Source organism: Pumilibacter muris (assembly GCF_943193045.1).
GTDB classification, from domain to species: domain Bacteria; phylum Bacillota; class Clostridia; order Christensenellales; family Pumilibacteraceae; genus Pumilibacter; species Pumilibacter muris.
Window position 1 is genome coordinate 107,511 of the sequence record NZ_CALPCN010000002.1, and the last position, 24,526, is coordinate 132,036.

Annotated in this window: 16 protein-coding genes; 4 read left to right on the forward strand and 12 right to left on the reverse strand. The window is 47.9% G+C overall.

Annotation, left to right across the window (positions count from 1 at the left end; genetic code table 11):
- The 8 genes from NFR62_RS03215 to NFR62_RS03250 all read right to left on the reverse strand — a co-directional run bounded on the left by NFR62_RS03215 (position 1) and on the right by NFR62_RS03250 (position 15,114).
- Positions 1 to 1,410, reverse strand: a complete 1,410-nt coding sequence (locus NFR62_RS03215) for a hypothetical protein (RefSeq protein WP_251613960.1) — start codon at positions 1,408 to 1,410, stop codon at positions 1 to 3.
- A gap of 12 nt (positions 1,411 to 1,422) precedes the next feature.
- On the reverse strand, positions 1,423 to 3,921 hold the full coding sequence (locus NFR62_RS03220) for an alpha-L-rhamnosidase (RefSeq protein ID WP_251613963.1): 2,499 nt from the start codon (positions 3,919 to 3,921) through the stop codon (positions 1,423 to 1,425).
- Between the two features lie 275 nt (positions 3,922 to 4,196).
- On the reverse strand, positions 4,197 to 8,285 hold the full coding sequence (locus NFR62_RS03225) for an Ig-like domain-containing protein (protein WP_251613966.1): 4,089 nt from the start codon (positions 8,283 to 8,285) through the stop codon (positions 4,197 to 4,199).
- Positions 8,286 to 8,355: 70 nt separating this feature from the next.
- Positions 8,356 to 10,257, reverse strand: a complete 1,902-nt coding sequence (locus tag NFR62_RS03230; protein WP_251613969.1) for a DOMON domain-containing protein — start codon at positions 10,255 to 10,257, stop codon at positions 8,356 to 8,358.
- Positions 10,258 to 10,592: 335 nt separating this feature from the next.
- Positions 10,593 to 11,468 (reverse strand): carbohydrate ABC transporter permease, encoded by an 876-nt coding sequence (locus tag NFR62_RS03235; RefSeq protein WP_251613972.1) that lies wholly within the window; start codon positions 11,466 to 11,468, stop codon positions 10,593 to 10,595.
- Between the two features lie 2 nt (positions 11,469 to 11,470).
- Positions 11,471 to 12,412: a carbohydrate ABC transporter permease gene (locus NFR62_RS03240; protein WP_251613976.1), complete on the reverse strand. Its 942-nt coding sequence runs from the start codon at positions 12,410 to 12,412 to the stop codon at positions 11,471 to 11,473.
- A complete protein-coding gene (locus tag NFR62_RS03245) occupies positions 12,387 to 13,775 on the reverse strand; it encodes an ABC transporter substrate-binding protein (protein ID WP_251613980.1) in 1,389 nt (462 codons plus the stop codon). The genes NFR62_RS03240 and NFR62_RS03245 overlap by 26 nt, the downstream gene beginning before the upstream one ends.
- 40 nt (positions 13,776 to 13,815) lie before the next feature.
- Entirely contained in the window at positions 13,816 to 15,114 is a 1,299-nt protein-coding gene (locus NFR62_RS03250) for an SGNH/GDSL hydrolase family protein (RefSeq protein WP_251613983.1), read from the reverse strand.
- 191 nt (positions 15,115 to 15,305) lie between these two features.
- Between NFR62_RS03250 and NFR62_RS03255 the strand changes: the two genes are divergently transcribed.
- On the forward strand, positions 15,306 to 16,157 hold the full coding sequence (locus NFR62_RS03255; RefSeq protein WP_251613985.1) for a helix-turn-helix domain-containing protein: 852 nt from the start codon (positions 15,306 to 15,308) through the stop codon (positions 16,155 to 16,157).
- Positions 16,158 to 16,259: 102 nt separating this feature from the next.
- On the opposite strand, the gene NFR62_RS03260 is transcribed toward NFR62_RS03255, so the two are convergent.
- On the reverse strand, positions 16,260 to 17,768 hold the full coding sequence (locus tag NFR62_RS03260) for a DUF3794 domain-containing protein (RefSeq protein ID WP_251613988.1): 1,509 nt from the start codon (positions 17,766 to 17,768) through the stop codon (positions 16,260 to 16,262).
- Positions 17,769 to 17,898: 130 nt separating this feature from the next.
- On the opposite strand from NFR62_RS03260, the gene NFR62_RS03265 reads away from it, so the two are divergent.
- Entirely contained in the window at positions 17,899 to 18,138 is a 240-nt protein-coding gene (locus NFR62_RS03265) for a Veg family protein (protein WP_251613991.1), read from the forward strand.
- Between the two features lie 118 nt (positions 18,139 to 18,256).
- Here the strand turns inward: NFR62_RS03265 and NFR62_RS03270 are convergent, their stop codons facing one another.
- Complete coding sequence (locus NFR62_RS03270; protein ID WP_251613994.1) at positions 18,257 to 20,185, reverse strand: leucine-rich repeat protein; 1,929 nt, start codon at positions 20,183 to 20,185, stop codon at positions 18,257 to 18,259.
- Positions 20,186 to 20,440: 255 nt separating this feature from the next.
- On the opposite strand from NFR62_RS03270, the gene pckA reads away from it, so the two are divergent.
- Positions 20,441 to 22,021, forward strand: a complete 1,581-nt coding sequence (gene pckA, locus NFR62_RS03275) for a phosphoenolpyruvate carboxykinase (ATP) (protein WP_251613997.1) — start codon at positions 20,441 to 20,443, stop codon at positions 22,019 to 22,021.
- Between the two features lie 287 nt (positions 22,022 to 22,308).
- Positions 22,309 to 22,797: a hypothetical protein gene (locus NFR62_RS03280; RefSeq protein WP_251614001.1), complete on the forward strand. Its 489-nt coding sequence runs from the start codon at positions 22,309 to 22,311 to the stop codon at positions 22,795 to 22,797.
- Positions 22,798 to 22,833: 36 nt separating this feature from the next.
- Here NFR62_RS03280 and NFR62_RS03285 read toward each other — a convergent pair whose 3' ends face one another.
- Both NFR62_RS03285 and NFR62_RS03290 read right to left on the reverse strand, forming a co-directional pair.
- The gene (locus NFR62_RS03285; RefSeq protein ID WP_251614004.1) at positions 22,834 to 23,574 is read right to left on the reverse strand and encodes an SLC5/6 family protein; all 741 of its coding nucleotides are present in this window, start codon (positions 23,572 to 23,574) and stop codon (positions 22,834 to 22,836) included.
- A gap of 126 nt (positions 23,575 to 23,700) precedes the next feature.
- The gene (locus NFR62_RS03290) at positions 23,701 to 24,501 is read right to left on the reverse strand and encodes a hypothetical protein (protein WP_251614008.1); all 801 of its coding nucleotides are present in this window, start codon (positions 24,499 to 24,501) and stop codon (positions 23,701 to 23,703) included.
- Positions 24,502 to 24,526: the final 25 nt, after the last annotated feature.

Sequence of the window (24,526 nt, forward strand, 5' to 3'; positions counted from 1 at the left end):
TCAGTTCATATTTACGTTTCCTTTAAGACGCAAATATTTGCCCTCGCCCGCTTTGAAATTCATAGCGAACTTGTTGCCGCTAAGTTGAACTTCTTCGTATTTTTTCGTTTCGGGATTCCAAACTTCTATTCCCGTTATTCCGCTACTCTCGCCAACCGTAAAATTCTGCGCTTCCGACTCGAACCGCCACGACTTGTTAAACAGCACAATGTGCGGCTCGCTTCCGTCGCGCGCTTTCATGTAAGACACTATAAAATCGTTGCCGTCGTCCGCTTTCTCCACCCCTATAAGCGAATTTGCGGGGAGCTTTTCGCAACCGTCCTCGTCGTCGGTGTGGTAGGCGTGCAAACAGTCGAGATTCATTAACATATCGTTCATGTAGTGAATGTCGTTGTTCATGTCCGTCATAAAGTCGTAAAGATTTTTATGCTGAATTTGCCCGTTCAAATCTATTACGCCGTCGTAGCAACCCTCGCCGCCCCACATTAAATAGTTAAAGTAGCTAAGCCCTTTAAATCCGTAGGCAAGATAGGCGTATACGTTCCAACGCAATTCGTTTTCGTTCGGCATACGCATTCCCTGCCAAGCGCAAGACTGCGGAAATCCGTGCGTTTTAAGGTCGTATTTGAGCCCCACTTTGCGCATAGCTTCCATGTTGGAATATATGCCCTCTTCGGTGCTGTTCTGCCTGAACGAATAATAATCGTGGCTCAGCCACTCTATATTTTCGGCGCCCACCGAAGTGACCCATTTTTCAAGATATTGCTCGTAAGTTCCGCCCAAATACATTTCGCCGACATATTCGGGGAAAAGGTTTACAAACGGCATAACGCCCTCTTTTATGCCGACGTACTTTTTCGACCACTCGGCAACTTGCGGAATGGCGAACACGCTCGGTTCGTCGCACACCATTATTCCCATGCAGTTTTCGAGCTTGGGCACTATGCGTTTGGCGTATTCCACGCCCGCGTCCGACATATTGCTTGCCGTGCCCGCAACGAGTTCGGGATTCGGGGTGTTTGTGTTGGGACCTGTGGCGTCCGCTCCGAAAGTATAGAGCATGTTATTTTCTTTCATAACCTTATCAACGTATTGCCACCATATTTCGGTAGACATATCGCGGAACATTTCTTCGCCATGACCGGGAATCCAGTTGCCGCACGTTATAAAGTTCACTCCGCTGTCGGCAAGCAATTTTGTTTGCTCGCTCATAGACGGCGTTTTTTCGTCGTCGTTGCCATACGCCACAAACGTGCCTATTAAAAAATCATCTTTCGTCCATGCGTCGAATTTAACGACGTCCGTTTTGTCGTTCGTATCGTCGGGCACTTCGTTTTTTCCGCACCCCGCAAGCGAAACGCAACACACTGCCGCAACCGCGCTTAATATAAGCGCAACTAATTTTTTCATTATTCAACCCTCCTAATCAGTTTCTTTTTCAACAAAATCGTAGCTTCCCTCTCCGCGAACGCATTTTTTACCGCAGAGAACTATTTCGGCTGTAACCGACGCGGGAATTTCTATATGATAGTTAATTGTTCCGTTTTCGCGTTTCCAACAACTAACCACTTTGCCGCGCACCGTATCGAACGAACAATCAACAAAATCAAGCTCTTTTACGCATACGGGCGCAATGGTTATTTTATCGCAGCCGCATGCGTCGTCGGATATTCCTATTCCGCCCAAATACCGATAGAAAAAAGCGTCGTAAGCACCGAACATCGGGTGGTCGAACGAATCCATTTCAACGTCCATTTCTTTCTCCCAACGTTCCCAAACGCTCGTTGCGCCCTCGCGGAGCATAAATCCCCAACCGGGATATTCGGGATTATTGAGCACCCTTATAACTTCGTCGGCGTGCCCGTATTCCGAAAGCATATAAAACAAATGCCTGTATCCTATGTTTCCGCAAGTGGAATGATGGTTGTGCTCTTTAACGTTTGAATACAGATTTTCGGCAACGCGCTCGCGGTGCTTTTCGGGCACAAGCCCGAGCGACAACGCTATAGCGTTTTCCGCCTGCGAGCCGCGCGAATACGAAGCAAGCTTTTCGTTGAAATATTTTTCGTTGATTGCGGCGGCGCATTTTTCGGCATGACGGTGAAATACCTTTTCGTCGGCGCTCATGCCCGCAATGCGCGCGACACGTTCGGCAAGCGCCAAATGCCAGTAAAGATAAAAAGTTGAAATACACAAGCCGTCGGCGCGTTCCGCCTCGTAGCAACCGGGATAAACCCAGTCGCCGTAGTAGCTATAATCCATAATGTAATTATCCGAGCGCGACAAAAGATAATACACCCACTTTTTAATTCCCGCATAATTTTCGCGCGCGGGGCGAGGGTCGCCGTAATGCGTGTAGCTGAGCACCGCAAGCAACGGATACGCCACGCACACGGGGTCGGCGGGTCTGCCTCCCGTATAGAAAGGCGCCGTGTCGGCAATTTCGCCGCCGTCAAGTTGCGTGTCGGATATATCGAACAGCGTTTTAGGAAAAAACCTTTCCATGCCGCAGTTGTAAACAGTTTGATAAAAGCGCGAGCCCCAGTCGTTGAGCCACCCGAAACGCTCGTCGCGTTGCGGGCAATCGGTGAGCACGCTGTGCTGATTGTTGAGTTCGGTGCGCACCGCTATTTCGTGCAGTTTGTTAAGCCGCTCGTCGGAACAACTAAACGAACCCGCTATTCTCACGTTGTTATGAACGTGTTCGCCCGTAAGGCTTAAAATTTCCGCGTTGCCGCATATTTCCGCCTGAACGTATTGAAAACCGTGATATGTAAAGCGCGGAGCAAATTCCTCTTCGCCTTCGCCTTTTAAAATATAGGTGTCGCACGCTTTCGCCGTTCGCAAATTTATGCGGTTCACAGTTCCGTCGGGGGCAAGACGCTCGCCGTATTTCAGCTTGATTTTAGCTCCGCGTTCGCCGCGCGCCCGTATTCGCGCCCAACCCGCTATATTGGCTCCAACGTCGTATACGAACACTCCTTTCCCTTTTTCGCACACCGACATTGCGGGATAAGTATCGGAAACCGTAATTTCTTCAAGCGGTTGCGGCAAAAGTTCTCCGTCGGGCGCGGGCGAATATATTGTGAACATCCACCCCGTGCTCCACGACGGTTCGAATTCGGCTGACGCCCAAAACTTTGGAACAACGTCTTCCCTGCGGGCGTCGTAAGTTTCGCCGCCGTACACGCTGTTGTCTTTCGTGGGGCTGTGCCCCACCCACCAACCGCCGTTTACCGACGAATGGTATTCTTCCGTTTCTCCGTTTTCGTAGTCTAAATAAAACTGCGCGAGCACTTTTTTGGAGCCGAGCCAACCGTGCCCAACCTCTATTCCGAAAACGTTTTCGCCCTGTTTAAGCATAGGCAAAATATCGTAAGCTATGTAAAACATTCGCTTTGCGTAATCCGACACTGCGGGCGAGAGAACCGCGTTCCCCGCCTTTGCGCCGTTTACAAAAAGCTCGTGATAGCCGAGCCCGCAAATATAAGCGCGGGCTCGCGCAACACGGCCGGTTTTTAAAGTTATACGTTTGCGAAATAGAGCCGTTCCGCCTTGATTGTTCACAGGCATAGCCATCCAAGTGCCGAGAAAATCGGCTTTACTCGGCGCGGTTTCGAACTCGCAAATTTCGCTTTGCGCGCTCTCCTCTCCCGAAAAAACGGTGACTTTGGCAAAGTAGGCGGTTCGAGTTAAAAGAGGCTCGCCGCCGTACTCGACAAGCGCGGGCATACCCGCAATCACGCCCGAATCGAACACGTCGCCCACACCCTTCTCGGCAAGCGCGCGAGAAGACGACACGGCGAGCTTATACGAAGCCGTGCCGCTCAAATTACGGCATTTCCAAGAAAAAGCGGGACGCTCGGGCGCCGCAAGCGGACGGGTTTGGTATTCGGTTCTAAGGTCGTAAATTTGAATCATAGTAAAAACTCCGCAAGTATTTTCAAGCTTTTTTGTTTGCAAAAAGCATTGCTAAAAGCGTTACACGCTGAACGTAGGGGATTGCTTCGCTTTCGCTCGCAATGACAGTATGGCAGTTGTGTCTTTGCGAGGAGCGAACGCAGTGAGTGACGCGGCAATCTTCGTTCTGTATTTAGGATTGCCACGTCGGGCTTCGCCCTCCTCGCAATGACAGCATGGCGGTACCGACGCTTGCAAACAACATATTAGCAAATTGTGGCTTTATTATTCACCAATTAAACGCGCGCCTTTCTCCGCAAAGAAATAATGAGCGCAAGTCCGATTGCAGCGATTGCAAGCGCTATGCTGCCTACGCTCGCCGCCTGCGATTTGCAACCGCAACCCGATTTTTTATTCACAACGTTAACGGTTATTGTGCCTCTGCGGGTTTCTCCGTCTACCGTAACCGAAACATTGTAAGAAGTTTCGCCGAGTTCGCTTGTGCTAATATCCTCAACGGTTACGCGTTCGTCGCTGAGCGCGATTTGCTCGGTTGTTCCGTCGGAGAAATGCACCGTGAGTTTCATGCTCGAAAGGTCGAGCGACGAGCCTTTGTTAAGAGTGAAATTGCCTTCTATCTTGGATATGCCGCGTTTAACGGTTACAAGCACTTCGCGCACGATTTCTTCGAGAGGGTTGCCGTTTTCGTCTTTGCCGCCAACGAGCTTAACCAAAATTTTAGACTGACCGACGCTCAAGCCCACCATTGTGCCGCTCGCGTTAATAGTTACAACGTCGGGTTTTTCGCTCACATAGGTAAACACGCCTGTGGTCGCGTCTTCGGGAATACGTTTAGCTCCGAGAGGTTGAGCCATGCCCGCAGTTATGGTCATAGTTTCAACCACAGTAAAGTCGGTGTATTCCTTGTAGTATTGCCATAAGCTTTTAACGTCGTCTTGCTCGTGGCAATAGTAGGTGTAGTCGTCGTCCATGCGGGCGCAAACATACCAGTAGCCGTCGTTTTCTCCCTCGCCCAACTTGTGCCAAGCGTAAAGCGGCATTCCTTTTGCGAAAGTGATTTTGTCGCCGAGCATGTAAATTTGCCCGAATTCGTCGTCGTCAACATAATGAGGACAGTCTTTAAGCTTTTCTTCGTCGGTGCCGCAAGGGCATTTGCCGGGTTCGAATTTGTATTTCGTGCTGGGCGCGAAACTGTGCCCGTCAATAAAAATAAGAATGTTGCCGCCGAGCATCCAAAGCCCAACGTCGTGTTCGCTGTTTCCGTCGGCGGAAGTATAGGTAACGTAGCTTTTCATGTCGTCGCACTGAGCTCCGCCGAGCGCGTTTTTATTGTTAGGCGTATACGAACCTGCGCCTATCATCATGTTGCCGTTCCAAGTTCCCTCGCCGGGATTGCGGTTGTCGAAAATCGCGTAGCCCGCCACGCCTATGGAATTAAACTTTTGCGCCGCAGTAATTTCGTACACTTCCACTTGCACCGTTGCAGTAAGTTTGCTTACGGGGTCGGTAATCGTGAGAGTTCTTTCTCCCTTAGTGTTATAGTCGAAATTCTCATCGAACGCGTCCGCGCCGAGTTCGAACGACACGCCGTTGCTTCCGTCGGCATACACATAATGCGCCGTAAGTTTGTAGCCTGCGCTCGCAAACGACGAGCCTACGGGCACAAGATATTTGCTGTAAGCCCCCTCTAATTCGAGCGCGCTTTTTTGCTGTTCGGGTTTAACGGTGAGCGTGAACTCTTTTTTGAGTTCTTTATACGAAACCGTTATTTTCACCGTTTTATCTGCGGGCGTTGCCGCGCGCGCGGTAAGCACGCCGAACACGTCAACAGAAACATAATCGGTGTCGCTCGATTCGAATTTGTAAACTGCGGTAACGTTCTCGTCGTCGAGCACAATTATTTGATGAGTTGTGTTAGCGTATAAAAATTCGGGTAACGTATCGAGTTCGAACGACTCGGGCTCAACAAGGATTTCCCAAACGGGTTTGCCGTTTTCGCCCACCGAAGAATACACATAGGTAACGCTCTCGGCAAGTCTTTCGTTGTCGGCAAGCGGCATGCCCTTTTTGAATGTGGCGGTGTCGCCGAGCGTCCATTTGTCGGCATATTCTCCCACAAAGAAACGCGGTCCCGTGAAGTTACCCGTATGCAACGATATTTTGGTTTTATCGGGAACGCTCTGCTTGTGCATTTCCATGTATTTTATCATGGAATCCGCCTTAGTTGCGTCAAACGGAGTTTCGCTGTTAAACGAAAGCAACAAGTGAATCCAACCTTGCGGCTCTACAACGCTCGTAATTTTAAACGTTTTGCTTGCTTTAACGTTTACGGTAACTTCCGCAGTTTTTCCGCCGTAAGAGAGTATCGCTTTTTGAGTGTTGCCCGCTTTGTCGGTGCTCACGCCGTTAAAGCTGAGCATGCTTTTGCTTATTGTCAACTCTTCTTCGGCAGTGTCGCTACCAACGGTAAATTTGCCAACAAGTTTACTAATGTCGGCTTCCAAATCGAGGTCGGCATATTGCCACACTTCGATTTCGCCCGTAACGCTAACGGACGACACCGTTGCGGAATTAACCGTTATAGTAAGTTCTTTCTTTTGGCTACCCACATAAAGAGTGAGCTTAGAAGTTCCCGCCTCAACGCCCGTAACAAGACCTGTGTCGGACACCGTTATTCCGTCGTCGTTCGCAATAAAAATTTTGGTTGCGTCGTCGGCACCCGTAACGTTTATTTGAATTGTTCTGCCTTCGGTAACTTTAAGGTCGTTTTCGTTCTCAACCGCAAACTCTCCCGCAGGCTCGGTTATTTTAACCCAGTTTGTTTTATCGGCAACGTCGCCGCCGCGATACATAAATTTAACGGTTTCGTTTATTCGTTCTCCTCGCAAAAACCGCAACCCCTCTTTTACCGTCACTGTGTCGCCGGGAGTATAGAAAGCCGTATTATCAAACCCGCCCGCCGCATACACATGGAAAATGTTTCTTTGAACCAAGCGATAGTCCACCGCGTTATTAGTTGTGGTTTTAGCGTGATTCAATTCGATATATCCGTTCATATTCTTGCGAACTTCCGCAAGAACAGGAGTATTTCCGTAAGCGTCTTCAACCGTGTTACTCGTGCCGTTAAATTCGATTGCCAAATCTTTATAATTCGAGCCATCGTAATAAACGGAAGCAACGGTTAGCTCGGCGTTTTCTTTCAATACGAGCTTAACCTCGTTTACGGTTGCGCCATCAACGCCCGAATTAAAAGGTACGTTTTTTTCTCCCGCCGTGTTAAAATCCACGCCGTCGAACGTAAACATTTCGGGTTTTACAGTTAAGGGGCTCTTCGTGCCATCGTCGAAAACGTTTAAAACCGTAAGTTTATCGTAATCGACTTCGGCGGCTTTTTCGTATTGAAAAGCTTCGAGTTGTCCCGTAACTTCAACGTCGGTAATAGTAGCCGTTTGTGTAACTTCAACGTTAACTTTATACGCTTTTGTGCCTATAAACGCCGTAAGCGACGACGTGCCCGCTTTAATACCCGTAATAACGCCCTCGTCGGTTACTGTTATTCCGTCGTCGTCGGCAACGAACATTTTTGTCGCGTTGTCCGCACCCGTAATATTGAGTTGCAACGTTTTGCCTATATCCACGCTGAGGCTGTCTTTGTTTTCGATTGTAACTTCGCCCTCAGGCTCAACAACTTTAAGCCAATTATCTAATTCGGAAGCGCCTTTTCCGTTATAAATAAATGCAACTGTTGCTCTCAATCGCTCGGTTTGTTGAAACGGACAACCTTTATAAACCGTTAAAATATCGCCAACCGTATATTGACTTATACATGAAGGAATGTAAAATCTTGGCGCCCCTGTGCCGCCTTGATATACGGCATTATCATTTGTAGTATTTTTAGCAAATTTCAAATTTACATACGGCAACATGGTATTGCCTATTGCATCGGAAAAATTGCTCCCGCCTGTAGTCCACAACTCCATACTACCCCAATCCGAGTGTCTAACTCTATCAACCGTGAATTCCGTGCTCGCCTTTATAGTTACGGGCACTTCGGCTTGAGCCTCGCCTACGGTAATTTTGGCGGTGTAGTCTCCCGCCGTATCAACGTCAACGCTTGAAAAATCAAGCATTTCGTGAGTTACCGTAACGGTCTCTTCGCCGTTTTTCACAGTGAGCGCGCTCAAATCGTATTCCTTGCGCTCCGAAGGCACATATTGCTGCCATTCGAGCTTTCCCTCTACGGTCAGCGCGCTTTCGGCGGCGCGCGCAAACACGCCGCCCGCGAAAGCAAGCGCCGACGCGCACAACGCCAAACACACAACTATTGCCGTTAAGATAAGGCGTTTGTTTTTCGTTTTTTCCATTTTCCTTCTCCTTTTTTAAAAGATATTGTATTTAACGCCTTTGCTCTTGCAAAGGGAGCGTTACAAGATTTTATTTTCCATAGGCGTATCCGAACCGACCTATGGGAGCGCAATCGCCCGAAACGTAATAGTCTAAAATGTCGTCCTCTTTTTGCACGTTGTCGGCAATCTTAAACGAGAACCGAACGTCGTCGGGTTTTAATCCCAAAGCGGCAAGCGGAATTTTATACGCTATTTTATTCCCCGCGCACGCATATTCCGCCTCGCCCGCGTCGCTCCAATTATAGCCGTTTGCCAAACACTTTTCAACGCTCGTTTTGCCGCCCGACTTAGGCTTGCGGTTAATAACGTAGTTAAATCCCGCAAAGCTCGTTGTCGCGTCGCCCGCCGATATGAACAGGTTCATCCAATTAGTGTCGGTTCCGTTGTACGCCGTTATGTCGTCTACCGTTTCAACGTAAACGTAAACGTTTTTGTCGTCGTGAGCCACTTTAATGGTTTTAATATCGTTGCGGTTGCTGTTGTCTATGTAGCTGTGAGCCACCCTCGCCGCGTTCTCGCCGTCGCGCGCAATAGCGTCGCCCGCAAAGTCGGCGTATTCCACGAAAACGTTGTCCCACGCCGCAAAATTGCTCAGGTCGGCAAAAGTTTTTGTGCGCATTTTGTAGCGCTTAGCCTCGCCCATTTTGAATTTGCGAGCGCCGCGCACCATTTGAATATAAAACCCGTCGCCCGCCGCTTTGCTCATTTCAACGTCGCGCGAGTGTTCGGCGTTGTAGCCGTCAACAAGCCAAATTTCTTTGCCCGTAACCTGACTCGGTCCTTCGGGGATTCCCGCCCATTTGTTGTCGGGGTCGTGATACTGCGCCGACGGGTATTTAATTGCCGTCCACTCGTTCCAACCCGTAACGAAAATATTATCGACAAAGCCTTTTTCGGCGTAAGTTTGAGCCATGTTCCACTGCCATTCGAAATTCGCGCCTTTCTTCCAGTCTTCTTCTACGCTATCCGCGCCGTTATAGCCGCGCGAAGTGGTGTTGAGCATTTCCGAAAAGAACACGCTTTTTTGCGAATGTTGAGCAACCGACACCGACGCGAACTTATTGTCGAGCGGAACGGGGTCGCCCCATTGCATCCAAGGAAGCCCGCGCTCTTCGTTGCGGGTAGTAGACGACGGCCACTGCGATTCGTAAAAATTAAAATATTTGAACTCCTCGCTGTCGGTGGGCAAAAACTCGCTCGCGTCCGTTTGGTCGGTTGCGCCGCCGTTCGCGGTGGAAACGCCCACAATCACGGGGCGAGGGTCGTTTTTAAATCTGAACCACAAATCGTCATACTCGCCGCCTTTATAAAAAGTTTTATATAGCGAGCGCACCACCGAAGCCGAACCCGTGTTGGTGTAAAAACCTACGGCGGGCACTTTCCAACCTTGTTGCTTGAACTTGCGGCACACTTTTAAAACCGTTTCGGCAACGTGGTTGTATTCCACCGAGTTGGTGTAGTCGAACAAAACGTAGTCTATTCCCGCCATAGTGAAAAGCTCTATATGCCGAGTAATAACCCATTCGTCGTTCATAGAGTAATAGCCGTAAAGAGGCTCGTTTGTGAAGTGAAACTGAAACGCGGGGCTTTTTCCCGTAGTGTCCTGCGGGTTATAAAGCGCGTCGGGATTTTCTTTTTCCAACTTATCCACGTCGTATATGCCCGTCATGCCTTGATTGCCGAGCCACGCAAAGTAGAATAGCCCGACGTATTTGTCGCCCGTGCCCGGTTCGGCGATTTCCACAGTTCTGCCGTAATCGTCTATCGCCGTAAGGTTAGCAACGCTGTATTCCTGCGGCGAAAGATTGCGCGTGTCGGATTTAAGTTCCGACTGCGCCGGCGGGTTCGATTCCGCATCTCCGCACGCAACGCCGCTCAAAGCCGCGATAAGTGCCATAGCCGCGCACAAAATGCCTTTTCCTTTTTTCACGCTTTTTTCTCCTTTTTTTGTTTTTTGCTTTACGTTTGAGACTGCCGCGCTACGCTTCGCGCTCCTCGCAATACTCGCCTACGGCTCGTGGCGTTCGCACGCTCGGCTAAGGACATCCCCGTAAGGCGGGGCGGAAAGGTTGCGAGTTTTCCCTATATTCCCACCTAAGGCGGCGAAGAACGGTTGTGAGTTTTCCCTATTTCCCCACCTAAGGCGGCAGAGAGTGGTGCGGAGAGCGGTAACAGCGGTCGAGACGGCAAGGGCGTGTGCTCCCTCGCACATAACCGCGCCGACTCGACCGACGTAGCCGTTATACGCGCCGCTATATGCCGCCGTTAGCCTTTGAGTCCGTCCATAGCCACCCCTTCAATCAACTGCTTTTGGAACACAAAGAACAGCACTCCGGGAACTATGCTCATCAAAACGCCTGCCGCCATGCGGATATTAACCATATCGGCGGCAACGGTTTTGTTTTGCAAAAGATAAAACACTTTATAGGCGATTGTGTTAGGAAAGTCTTCGTCAAGGCGCCAAATAAGCGGTCCGTAATAGTCGCCCCACGCTCCCGTGAACACGTTGATAAGCATGTAAATTATAATCGGTTTTAAGAGCGGCATTGTGATTACGAAGAATCTTCTGAGCGCGCCCGCGCCGTCGATTTTCGCCGCGCTGTCTATATCGGCGGGCAAGCTCTGAATAAACGAGCGAGCCAAAAAGATATATATCGCGCCGCCGCCCGTTAAGTTCGGAATTGTGAGCGGCAACAGCGTGTTCAGCCAGCCGATTTTGGCATACAGCACATAAAGCGGAATTTGAGTGATTACGGCGGGAAGCATCATTGTCGAGAGCATGAACGCGAACAAAGCTTTTTTGCCGAAAAAGTTGCAGCGCGCAAAGCCGTAAGCAATAAAAGTCGCCGAGAGCGGCACAGCGATAGCGTTGAACAAAATAACTTCCATTGTGTGCAACAGCGCCGCGCCGTATCCTTTGTCGCCGAAGATGTGCATGTAATTTCCGAATTGCGGCTTTGCGGGAAGCAGTTTAATTTCGCTCGACAGCGTTTCTTCCACCGTCATAAGGCTTTTGCTAATCATGTAAAAGTACGGGAAAATGAGAATAACGGCAATAAGCGCCATAACCATATTGATTATTATTTTATAGGCGAGCTCTTTTTTCGCTATCCTTTTCTTGTTAAATAACGCCTGTTGCATTCTCAGCCCTCCTCCCAGTCGAACACTTTTTTGCGCACATAGAAGCAAACGGCTGTAACAATGCCCACAAAAAACAGCAAAACCCAACTGAGCGCGCTCGAATAGCCGTATTTACTGCTCTTGAACGCCTCGTTATAAATTTTAACGGCAAACATATACAGTGAGTCGTTTTCGCCCTTGCCCTCGTAGGCAAACACGAGAGTGCCGTTGAATTGCAACGAACCTATCAGCATGGTAATCACGTTAAAGAATATCATCGGCATACTCATCGGAATAGTAACGTGAAAGAACTGTTGCACCCGCCCGCCGCCGTCTATTCTCGCCGCTTCGTAGAGCTGTGACGGAATAGCTTTGAACGCCGCGAGCCACAGTATCATGCCGCCGCCCACGCCCCACAAATTCATGAGGAAAATCGAGCCTATCGCAACATACCACCTTTCGCTGTTAAAAAAGTCGCTGTGCAGCCCCACCCAACCGAGCATTTTGTTGAACAGTCCGTTGTAGGCGAATATGTCGCTCCACAAGAGTCCCGACACCACGCCGGGAATTATAACGGGCAAATAATACAACACTCTGAAAGCGCCTACGCTCTTCATTTTCTGGTTCACGAGCACCGCCAAAAGATAACTCGTAACGAGCGCTATGGGCACCGACACAAACGTATAGAAAACGGTGTTACCGAGCACACGCCAAAATTCGGAATCGCGCGTGAAAATAGCTATGTAGTTTCCGAGCCCTACGGGGTAATAAAGCCTGTTGCCCGTATAGTTATAGAACGACCATATAAACGACTGTATCATGGGATACACCGTAAATATTCCCAAGCCTATAACAAGCGGCAAAACGAAAAGCCAACCCGTGCGGTTCTTACGCCAAAAGTATTTCACGTTCTCGCGCGGAGTGCGCTTGCGCGAAGCCTTATTCAACAACGCTGTTGAACGCATCGTCTATGTCCGCCTTAAAGTATTTGAGCGCGTTTGCGGGAGTTTCTTTCACGGCATACGAGCCTACATACGTTCTGATAGCGCTCACAACGTCGGACGCGAAAATGGGGTCTATGTAGCCGATAAAGTCGAGGTCGGTTTTATACTGCGAACCGTATGCGTATGCAGCAACGTTAAATCCTTTTTCGGTATATTCTTTGTGCCAAATCGCGTCGGGGTTTTCTTGCGAAAGTCCGCTTCTTATCGACGGCAACGTGAGTCCGCCCTCTTTGGCGATAATCTGCTGTCCGTCCTCGCTCATAAGATACGCCATAAACGCGAGCGCCGCTTCGAGTTTTTTGGGCTCGTCTTTAAGCTTACGGTTCACCGCGTAGCCCGCAAAACCGTGACCGATTGCCGAATTTTCGCCGTTTATAAGCGGGAACGAGCAAACGTCGAACTTGCCGCGAGTTACAGCCAAATTCTCGAATTTGTCGATGGTTGCCGATTGGAACAACAGCGCGCCCGAGCCGCCCTCGAAGCTGCTAACCGAGTCGTTTTTGCTCGCCACAAAACGCCTGTCTACAAGCACTTTTATAAAGTCGCTCACCTTTTGATTTACTTCCGCCGTGAGCGCGAATTTGCCGTCGGAGTTAATAACTTCGCCGCCGAGCGATTTTATTATGGGATAGCCCACCGACTCCCAGTTAAGATTGGCGTCTATCGGATAGTAGTTGTTTTTGCCTTGCGCGTCGTAATAGTCGCGAACCTTTTGGCAAACGCCCAAAAATTCGTCCCACGTCCAGCCGTTTTTGAGTACGCTCATATCAACGCCCGCAACGCCGAGAATTTCTTTATTGTAGAACGTTATAACCGAATCGCATGTGCGGGGCACGGCAAACAAATATTCGCCGTATTTACCCATTTTTTTCGCTTCGTCGGTAAAATCTTGCTCGTAGTCGAACACGCCTTGCGCTTTCGCCGCATCAAGATATGCGTCGAGGTTCAAAGCGATTCCGTTAGCCACCAAAAAGTAATACTTGGCGGAGTCCGTCCACAAAATATCGGCAAGCACTTCCGCCTCGAACTGACGCATAACGGTGGCGTTATACGAATCCATAGAAAGCAAGTTTGTGGTTACTTTTATCAGCGGATATTTTTCGTTAAAGCCTTTGATAAGAGCGTTGAGAATTTTTTCCTCAACCTCGTTGTCGGGACGCAAAACTTTGATTTCCCCTTGATACGACGCGGGCAACGTTAAATTAACGTCGTATTCGTCGCGGGTAATTTCGCCGCCGCGTTTGATTTCGCCGCAACCCGCCGCCGACACGGCGAACGCAAGAGCGAGCACGCAAGCAATTAGCAGTTTGAACAGTTTTTTCATAATGTCATTTTCTCCTTTCCGCAACGCGGACTTATTTTTTTCAGTTTTTATAATCGCAAATCGCCGTCATGATATTCATCGCGTAAACGCGGTGCATAAAGTCGTTGGGGTGATTTACGTTGCTCGAAGATATTTCGCAAATCTTCTTTCTCGTTAAAAAGTGTTCTCCGGGCGCAAGCATGTCTATAACCGTAACGGAGCCGTCGTTGTACTTTTCTTGCAATTCGTTAAGCTTTGCGCGGTATTTGCCCAAAGTCTCGTATACGTTGCCTACGAATTTATCGTTGCACGGAAACGAATTAACCAAAATAAAATTACAGTCGCGCGATTCGGATTTCACCGCAAGCATAGTTTCTTCTATGTTGCTTTGAAACTTCGCGGGAGTAGTGCCCGAAAGGTCGTTCATGCCGTAGGCTATTATGCAAAGGTCGGGCTTTGCCGATTTCGCCGCCGCAAGAGCCGCCGCCCCCTCGCCGAGAGGATAATCGCTCATGCTGCCGCCTTTCGCAACGTTTGTGTAGTCCACTTTCGCGCCGTAAACCCTTTCGAGCTCGGCTTTTACCTGCTCGGAATAACTCGGAGTGTTGGGCTCAACCTTTAAGTCGGAAGTAGACGACGAACCCGCCGAAATGCTGTCGCCGAGCACAACCATGCTTATATCGTTTCCCGCTTTAAGTTTGTTGCGTACTCCCGCAAGCATGGTTTTGTCGTGGCGATTAAAAACGCTCTTCGGAAGTTCGGAAACGTCGTAAGCGTAAGTAACCGACAAATACTTACCGTAAAAATAACTGCATTCGGTATAAACGAACGGACCGCCGCCGTTGTTCCAAATAACGTATTTGCTCACGCTGTCCGGCATGGCAAGCCCGCCAGGAGGCGCGGTTACAAGCTCGTAGTTGCCTTCGGGCGGATTCACGCCTTCGTCCGCCTTTTCGTAAAGCGGCACAATGGAGGAACCTGCGGGAATAACAAGCCGCTTGTTCGCCTTATCCACCGTGTAGTCTTTTCCTTCCTCGTATGTAACTTTAAGCTGTTGGTCCATAACGGACACAACGCGCTCGGGCGCGTACATTAAGTTTGCGTAAACGCTTCCGTCCTCGTATTCAAAAGGCACCGCAATTTCGTTGTACATAACGTTCGAAAGCCAAAACGGGCTCGACATTTTTTGCGCGTAAGTTTCCGCGCTGTACGAAATGCTTTCAATATCGGAAACGTATAACGGATATTGTTCTGTCACGTCGGGCTCCTTACTCGGACTTTTCGGTTCGCCGCACCCGAACGCCAAAAGCATTACTGCGGCGCACACAGCCGATACAACGGTCTTTTTTATTTTGCTCATCGTTACCCTCCGATTACTTTTTGCCGTCGGCAAAATTTTTTCGCGGTTTTTCCGCATTTTTTGTTCGATACTAACAGTATAAATCCCGAAAACAATTTTTTCAAGGCAGAAAATTACGATATAATTGCACAAATTACAGATTTTCTCCCGACAGGGAGACAAATTTCTTATACTTATGTTATAATAATCACATGATGAGAGCAGATTGGCACAAAATTTTAAGCGCGAAACCGGACAACAATCCTTTCGCGCAAACGACAATCCGCACAACCGAAGCGGGGCATGATAAAGTGGATAAGTCGTGGCATAAATTCGTCACGTTTTTTCCGTATTACCGAATGTATTTCGTGCACAGCGGACAAGCACGCCTTTTGCTTCAAAACACCGAGCTTTTGCTTACGCCCGGCTATATTTATTTCGTGCCCGCGTTTTCGGTGATAGACGCCGACTGCGAGGAAATCTTGGAACACGCGTGGGTGCACTTCGAACTCGATATAACCACCGCGAATTATTTGAGCATATTAAAACCGACATATAAAACTGCGGCGCTCCCTTCCGACGAAGCGGCTTTTTCCGAACTAATCGAAACTTTCAATTCCTCGCAAACGGCGCAATCGCCTTCGGCGCTTCTCAAAACCGACGGAATTTGCCGCTACTTGTTGTCGCGCTTTTTGCCGAATAAAACGGTTTTAGACGACCTTAACGAAAGCGCGAGGTTTTTGCCCGTGCTTCAATATATAGACGAACATATATCCGAGCAAATTTCGAACCGCGACTTAGCCCGGCTCATGTATCTTTCCACAACGTATTTCGCCAACCTGTTCACAAAACAGTTTGGCATAGCGCCCCGACAGTACGTGCTAAACAAGCGCATGAGCGCGGCCGCAAAAGCCATTTTGGAAAACAAACAGACGGTTAAAGAAATCGCGTTTTCGCTCGGATTCGAAAACGAAAGTTACTTTAACCGTCTGTTCCGTAAGTTTACGGGCGTTCCGCCCACAGCTTACCGTAAAATAAATAAAGGCGCCCCCCCCCCCGCATAACGCGCAACTGAACGCACGAAAAAAACCGACGCAAGAATTTTTCTCGGCATCGGTTTTATTTTTTAATTATTCGCTATGCACCCCGTAAGGCGCTCAATGTTTTTATTTTTCGCTGAGGCAACGGTATGTGAGCACGCGCTCGCCGCCAGAAAGCGGAAGAGCTATGCCGGGATTTTGCAACAACACGTTTTCGGGCGTTGTGCCGAGAGCTTTTGCGGCGTCCCAAAGGGTTTCGCCTTTGCGCGCGATATGAATTGCAACCGCTCCTGTGGGAAGTGCGCGTTCTTCGCCAACCGCAAGTTCGGATATAATATATTTCACTTCTTCGCGGCAAGCCGAATATTCCACCGCAATATCCGCCTTTATTTCAAGTTCTCCGTCGCGGCGGATTTTAACGTTTACGTTCGTAACAATTCCGCGCGCCGTAACAACATCGCCCTCTTTAAGGTTTGCCGAAACTGTGAGCGAGAACGGAAGTTCAACAGCCGCCGAAGCTTTTTGCCCGTCTTCCGAGCAATACACAATCGAACAAGCCGCCATTCCCTCTACCGTGAGTTTGCCTTCTTCGGCGAGGGCGGCTGTTATGCTCAGCCTACTGCCGCACGTCGATAAAATTTTATCCGCAAGCGGCATGTTTTCGTCGAGCGTAACTTTGCCTTCAACGCGCTCGAAGAAAGTTTCTTCGCATACGGGAATGGGAACCTTAACCGATTCGCCGGATATAAGCAATTCGTGCGTAACGCTGAACGCGTCGCAAACGGGATTGGCAACGTCTTCCGAGAATGTGCGGCAAACAAAGCCTACGGTGCAATCGCACGCAACCGACGAACTTTCGCCGCCAACAAGCTCGGCATGCGACGATTGAATTTGCGCCAACACCGAGCAAACGTCGCCGCCGTGAGCGCCCGTAACCGCAAGTTCCGCCGAAAAAGGCGTTTCCTGCCTAACCGACACAACGGTGTCGCCGCTACGCCCCGTAACGTCATTTATTATAATGCCCTCTACCGTTACAGTGTCGGAGCCGCAAGTGCGCTTCACTATGCAGCAACGGGGTTCGCAAAAAAGCAATTCGTCTATATTCGACACGCTCACCGTATCCGAAAAAGAACGACTCTCGTTGCAGCTTCCCGAAAGGCGGGTAAAATCAAGCCTATCGTCGTGCGTGTATATGCCGTCGCCGCCGCCCGTTAAGCAACGCACGCTTTCGCCGCCCACGCCGATAAGGCGCACTTCGGCAACGCACGCGAGCTTGATTTCGTGTTCGGTGGCAAGCACTATGTCGGTGTCGAGCACGCAGCACGAAAGCGCGGGAGAAGTCTGCGCGGTAATCCCCTCGCCCGTAAGCTTGTCGGAAAATTCGGCAACGTAGTCAAGACTGCGGCATATTCCCTCTCCGTCCAGCACCAGCACGCGGAAGTTGGCTTTTCCTCCGTACCGCGCCTCGCCCGTGAAAACCTCGCCCGGAACAACCGTGACGTCGGCGGATGCGGAGAGAACCTTCCCCACCGTAAAGCCCGCCGGCAACAGTCTCGCTTCAATCACCGCCTGACCTGCGGCAAGCTGCGTCGGATACGACGGCGACAGGTCTGAATAAACAGGTTCAAAAGCCATAAGTGTCTTTGCCTCCTAAAAGATGATTTGTCCTAAATAACACTATATTATATAGCCTGCCCGTCCTGAATAGAACAAAAATTTTTTTTATTTCGTATATTTATAATAGCCGAAGGAAAAACTTTCGAATATGAGAAAGTGCGCAAAGAGTATCGACGAAGTTAAAGCCTATGTAAACGAGCTGACGGGACGCCCTCTTAAAATATCCGTGAACAAAGGACGCAAGAAAATCGTAAAATACAGCGGAAGCATTCTTGCCGTTTATCCGCAGGTGTTCACCCTTAAAATAGCGGACAATAAAAATATAGAACTGCTCGCCTGCTCATACAGCGACGTTATTTGCGGCGACATAAAACTAAGCGAAAAATAGCGAGGCAAAGCTGCTCGCCTAACAAATAAAAGCTATGCTTTACGATAAGCATAGCTTTTTTCTTATATAATATATATATTTTTTTTTAAGAAATCGATAATACCTCTTTTAATTTACTCTACCACCAATCGGCGTATAATTCGGCGTTATCGGCGATATTCCAATTCATAACCGACTCGCCGTTCTCGTTTGTGAGCAAAATCCCGTTATAACGCCAGCCGTCAAAAATGTAGCCCTCGCGTTCGGGCGCATCTAATTTAAACGCCGAACCGCATTCTATTTCTTCCGTAGCGGGCACAGGACAACCGTCGTAGTTGTAATTAAGCGTTAAAACATATTTATTGGGAATCCACTTTGCATAGTAGTCTCTGTCGCCCGCTTCTCCCGCCGCTATTTCGGTTACTGCTTCGCCTGTGAACTCCTCGCTTTCGTACCAACCGTCGAACGTGTAGCCCTCTCTTTCGGGAATGGGGAAAATAAGCCCCTCGCTTATTTTGTAATGCATTTCTTCAACTTTGTAATTCTCAATATAAAATAGAATTGTGTAATCTCTCTCGCTCCATTTCGCGGTAAAAGTGCACTCTTCTAAATCGTGTTCCCAAATTTCTCCCGTTTTTATATTGAAAATGTCTTCTCCAACTTTACATTCCCAACCATTGAACTGAAAACCAACTTTCTCGGAGACCGGATTAGGAGAAAGCGGATAAGCATAATATACAGTTCCGTCTGCAATTGACATTCCCCCGCAAGAATCGAAATGCACAGTTGTTTTTATGGGCAATATATTTTTGCAATCTGCCCAATCCTCACTTTCTTTATAATCTTCCTCAAATGTTTTCGGCACATATACCGTTAAATTCTCGGAAACGCCCGCAAAACTTCCCACACCAGCTCTAAGCATTTTGCTTGCGTCTTTTATTTTTATAACTTCAAGATTTTTACAATTGTAAAACGCGCTCATATCGAAACCGTACCACAAATTGCCTTCAACCGTGAGCTTTTTAATATTCACGTTTTCGGCAAATGCAAGCGCCATGACATAAGCATAGTCTTTCAAAACAACTTCTTCCGAGTTTCCTTGATACTTAAACAGAACTTTTCCGAGTTCCACAAATTCGGACGAAGAGGCAATTTTTGCGGTAAACCAAGCGGTATCTTCGAACGCGCCCGCTTCCGCAAACGTCAATGCGTCCCCTTTGATTTCATTCAAATTTTCGCAGTCGAAAAACGCGAATTGACGAACATAGCTCGCATTGTTCAAATCCACCGAGCGCAAATGCTTGTTGCCCATAAAAGCATACGCTTGTACTTCAAGCACACTGTCGGGCACAACGTATGCCGTATCCGTTTTCCCAAACGGATACAGCACAAGTAATTTTTCGTCATTTTCAAATAAGACACCGTTTAAGGAAGTATACGTTCGATTTCCGCTTTGCACACTCACGCTTTGCAAAGAAGAGCACTCTGCAAATGCATTAGAGGCGCAATTAAATACGTTTTTTGGCAAGGTTATGCTTGTAAGCGAGTTGCAACCGTAAAACGCCATACTTTGTATATTCATCAAACTGTTCGGCAGCGTCACGTTTTCGAGGCTTTCGCAACCCGAAAAACATTCCGAAGAAATTGTTTTCAATTCACTGTTTTCTTCGAACGTTACGTTAGTGAGAAGTTTATTGTTTGCAAACGCCGACGCTCCTATAACTTTAACCGTTTTGGGAATAGTTACGCTCGTTATTCCGTATTTTTCGAGTTCGCCCTCGAACGCTCTTTGCCCAATTTCGGTTACGGGTATATTTTCAATATTGGTAGGTATTAAATGTGCTAAAATAATTTTTTCCCTATAACCATTAAATCGTATTGTTCCGTCCTCGCAGTAATCATATAAATACGGTGAATTGTCTTTTTTATCTAACGAGTTATCAGGTACAGAAGGGTAATTTCCGGATTTGTCAGTAGCATAGTCATAACAACCATATAACCCTAAGCTTGTGCAAATTGTAATTGCAATAATAAACAATATACTAATGTTTCTCTTTCTCAATTTCATAAGCTTGTCCCCTCTTAAAAATTTTTTATATAATATATATAGTATAACAGGTATAGTATAACATGAAAAACTACAAAAGACAAGTATTTCAAAAAAGTTTAAAAGTAAAACATCTTTAACATATATACATATTATCGGTTTTTACTTGCGCGATTAAAAAATATGGTGTATAATTGTATTTGGTGAAGGTTGGCATAGTTGTGTTTTAACCTTTGCACAAAAGAACGTAAAATAAATTTTAAGGAGTATAAAATCATGGAAACTTACGGCATTGAAAAATACGGAATCATGAATCCCAAGAGCGTGAGCCGCAACCTCAGCCCCGCAGTTCTTGTGGAAACCGCACTTAAAACCGAGCCCGCACGTCTTACCGATAAGGGCGCGCTTTTGATTGAAACGGGCAAATACACAGGCAGAAGCCCCAAAGACCGTTTTATTGCCGACGAGCCCGAAATCACCAACGAAATCAACTGGGGCGCCGAAAACAAGAAAATTGCGCCCGAAACTTTCGAGCGCATATACGGCAAAGTTGCCGCCTATCTTTCGAACCGCGATTTATATGTTTTCGACGGATTTGCGGGCGCCGACCATAAATTCCGCATTGCGGTGCGCGTTATAAACGAGTTTGCGTCGCAAAATCTTTTTATGCACGACATGCTTATTCGCCCCGAAGAAAAAGAACTTAAAAACTATAAAGAAGATTTCACTGTTATTTGCGCGCCCGGCTTAAAGCTCGACGCCGCAAAAGAGGGCATAAACAGCGAGGCCGCGATTCTCGTTTCGTTCACCAAAAAGTTGGTGTTAATCGCAGGAAGCAAATACTGCGGAGAAATGAAAAAGTCGGTGTTCAGCGTTATGAACTACCTGCTTCCCAAAAAGGGCGTGCTCGGAATGCACTGTTCCGCAAACATGGCGCAAGACGGAAGCGGCAACACGGCGCTCTTCTTCGGGTTATCCGGAACGGGCAAAACCACCCTTTCCGCCGACCCTAATCGCGGACTTATAGGCGACGACGAACACGGCTGGGGAGACGACGGCATATTCAACATAGAGGGCGGCTGCTATGCCAAGTGCATAGACCTCAGCGCGGAAAAAGAACCCGAAATCTTCGGAGCTATCCGTCATGGCGCGGTTATGGAAAACGTAATCGTAAATTCCGACACCCGCGTGCCCGACTTCACAGACAAAACCCTTACCGAAAACACCCGCGTTGCCTACCCCATCGACTTTATACCCAACGCGGTTATTCCCGGCGTGGGCGGTCATCCCAACACCGTTATTTTCCTTACCGCCGACGCATACGGCGTTCTGCCTCCCGTATCGAAACTCACTAACGAACAAGCAATGTACTACTTTGTTTCGGGCTACACGAGCAAAGTGGCTGGCACCGAGCGCGGCATAACCGACCCCGTTTGCACGTTCTCAACCTGCTTCGGCTCTCCGTTCCTTCCCCTCGATTCGAGCGTATACGCGGAGCTTCTCGGCGAAAAAATCAAAAAGCACGGCTCAAACGTTTACCTTATTAACACGGGCTGGACGGGCGGCGCCTACGGAGTGGGCAAGCGCATGTCGCTTCCCGCAACTCGCGCGATAGTTACCGCCGCGCTCAACGGCGAACTTGCAAAAGTGGAATACGAAACGGAGCCGTTCTTCGGGCTTGCCGTTCCCAAAACCTGTCCCGGCGTGGATAGCGGCATACTTAACCCTAAGAGCGTATGGAAAGACAAGAAAGAATACGACCGTCTTGCTAAAAAACTTGCGGGCGAATTCGTGCAGAACTTTAAAAAATATACTCACATGCCCGCCAACATTGTGAACGCGGGTCCCAAAGCATAGTTAAACGTCTAAATTAGCTAATTAGCTCAAAAACAAAAAGACAGGCAAACAGCCTGTCTTTTTTTATTACTTCCGTCACTCCCCGCGCCAACTGTGCTCCACTAAATCGTCTACCGTTATTTCAAGTTAGAGCGGCGGCGCTTTTGCGTTTTGCAACCTTTTATAACACGGGAAAAACGGCGCGACGAAAAAAACTTGTAAAAAATTTTAAAAAACACGCTAAAAACAGTTTACAAACGGCACGAATATGAATATAATAATGGCGAGAAAAACGGGGAGCCGATTTAGTGAAAAAAGAAGACAAGAAGCCCGCTTACATTCTCTGCCCGAGATGCGAGCTGAATTATATTGACGTAAAAGAAAAATACTGCACAGTTTGCAAAGCCGAAATGGGTCTTGTGGACCCCAGCATTTTGTTGCCCGACGACGAAGAGGCGGGGCTTGAAAAGCTTTGCCCCGTTTGCCAAGTGAACTATATAGGCGAAGACGAGGAAATTTGTTTTTTGTGCCTTAAAGAACGCGAAGAGCGCGAAGCCGCCGAAGAAAAGAGCGAGTGGGACGCTATGGAACGCGACTCCGACGACATGAGTCCTATCGGTATTTTGCCGCTCGACGACGAGCCGCTTTTGGACGACGACGAGCCCGAAGAAGACGAGGAACCCGTTCCCGAACGTTCGGACGATTTCGACTATCCCGACACTTTCGACGGCTTTGACGAAGACGACGAAGACTTTGACGACGAAGAAGAGGACGAACTCGACGAAGACGACGAATAAACCGTATTAAAAAAAGACGCATTAGCGTCTTTTTTTTCAATCCTTTTTAACTTCGGCGTTAATTTGCTTACGAGGCGTTTTTTCTTTTTTTAAGTTAGAAACAGGCTCGCAAAAAAGTAATATAATTATAAATACAACTGCCAAAATCGCACAAAGCGCCCCTATAAAAAAACTCCCTTTAAATTCAATATCCGACACATTTATGTTCTTTACGATATACTCCGACCATCCGAACCAAAGATAAAAAAGCCATAACTCGAAATAAAGCAATATAAAAAAGCCATACAGCGCGTGCGACTTATAAGCGCGACGCCAAAATACAAAAAAAGCCAAAGTTGCAATACCGTCTGCAACGGTAAAAACAATAGTCCACACGACGCGCTTTTTTCCAATATTCAAATCAATCACATTGTTCACCGAATGAACTGCCACATAAAACACAAGCAATAAAAGAGCAGCACATATAACCATACAAACAGCACGCGATACTATGCTAATTCTATTTGTCATTGCTTTACTCTGTTGTTTAAGTTTGTATAAATCAACCTTTTGCGATTTAAACGGAACAAGACTCTTGACTATTTTATTATCTTTGTTCAATTTAGCATTATTAGAAGGCGGGACAAGCTTAAACTTAGATTGCGCAGTAATAGCAGGCTTTTCGATTTGCACCGTTTGAACATTAGTCTTTTGGAGTTCGGTCTTATGTTCACAATTTTCATCGCTCGGCTTATTTTTAGAGCGTTTTTTTCTTACGAAGCGTTGTATTTGAAACACAACCAACACTCCCGAGAAAACAATTGCAGGCGGCAAAAACACATACAATTGAAGCAACAAAAACATAAATATCAAAAAGTCAAAAGTAACGTCCAAAACACATCACCTTCCTTTTATAAAATAAAGCTACGCTTTACGTTTTTTCGAACGCCTTACAAAACAGCACATTAAAGCGGCGTATATACACAGAAACACTGTGGATATTATAACGGTAACCAAGCATTGCGAAAGCGACGAATCGCGGAAGAAAGCCGCCCACAATATGAGCGGAATATGCAACGCGAAAAAAAGCGCCAAACTACCGCCCGCTTCCCCCACTTTGCAAAGCTCCGAAAAGCTCACGAACGTAAACATTACGCAAACGGCTGAAAGCGCCATGCAAACAAACGACGCCGCCATATACCCTTTAACGGCGCGAACGGTGTGGTAACGCTCCAACTGCAATTCTATGTAACGCATTGCGGCGTTTGAACCGAAAAACGTGCACGCCGAAATTGTGAACACCGCCAAAGCGCATAACACGCCCAAAATCACGCTTAAAACGCGAATTGTTTTCATAAACCTTATTTGCCGAGCGGAAAGAGGTTTATGCGCCGCTTGCGCAAATTTTGCGGGCGGAACAAGTTTTGCGGTGGGCGCCCACCCTACGTTTTTATTTACTGCGGAACCTTTCGCAAACGCGGGATTTGGCGGCGGAACAAGCCTGTCGGCTCTTTCGGCAACTACCGTCGCTTTTTTGGCGGGAACAAGCGTTTGCCGTTCGGAAAATTTATTCGCCGCATTATTTTCCGTTTTGTCGCAAGGCGGAATAATCCTGTCGCCCGATTTGTTTTCGGAAACGGAGCCGCACGCAATCGCTATAAACACTATTAAAAACATCGGCGACAGCAAAAACAACGCCAACAGCGCGCTTAAAGTCACAGTCATAAGTTCCGCCTCCTTTTATAATTAT

Bases quoted from the DNA above. Each gene is read 5' to 3' on its own strand.
- NFR62_RS03215 (WP_251613960.1), bottom strand. From the start codon at position 1,410: ATGAAAAAATTAGTTGCGCTTATATTAAGCGCGGTTGCGGCAGTGTGT.
- NFR62_RS03220 (WP_251613963.1), bottom strand. From the start codon at position 3,921: ATGATTCAAATTTACGACCTTAGAACCGAATACCAAACCCGTCCGCTT.
- NFR62_RS03225 (WP_251613966.1), bottom strand. From the start codon at position 8,285: ATGGAAAAAACGAAAAACAAACGCCTTATCTTAACGGCAATAGTTGTG.
- NFR62_RS03235 (WP_251613972.1), bottom strand. From the start codon at position 11,468: ATGCAACAGGCGTTATTTAACAAGAAAAGGATAGCGAAAAAAGAGCTC.
- NFR62_RS03240 (WP_251613976.1), bottom strand. From the start codon at position 12,412: ATGCGTTCAACAGCGTTGTTGAATAAGGCTTCGCGCAAGCGCACTCCG.
- NFR62_RS03245 (WP_251613980.1), bottom strand. From the start codon at position 13,775: ATGAAAAAACTGTTCAAACTGCTAATTGCTTGCGTGCTCGCTCTTGCG.
- NFR62_RS03250 (WP_251613983.1), bottom strand. From the start codon at position 15,114: ATGAGCAAAATAAAAAAGACCGTTGTATCGGCTGTGTGCGCCGCAGTA.
- NFR62_RS03255 (WP_251613985.1), top strand. From the start codon at position 15,306: ATGATGAGAGCAGATTGGCACAAAATTTTAAGCGCGAAACCGGACAAC.
- NFR62_RS03260 (WP_251613988.1), bottom strand. From the start codon at position 17,768: ATGGCTTTTGAACCTGTTTATTCAGACCTGTCGCCGTCGTATCCGACG.
- NFR62_RS03265 (WP_251613991.1), top strand. From the start codon at position 17,899: ATGAGAAAGTGCGCAAAGAGTATCGACGAAGTTAAAGCCTATGTAAAC.
- NFR62_RS03270 (WP_251613994.1), bottom strand. From the start codon at position 20,185: ATGAAATTGAGAAAGAGAAACATTAGTATATTGTTTATTATTGCAATT.
- pckA (WP_251613997.1), top strand. From the start codon at position 20,441: ATGGAAACTTACGGCATTGAAAAATACGGAATCATGAATCCCAAGAGC.
- NFR62_RS03290 (WP_251614008.1), bottom strand. From the start codon at position 24,501: ATGACTGTGACTTTAAGCGCGCTGTTGGCGTTGTTTTTGCTGTCGCCG.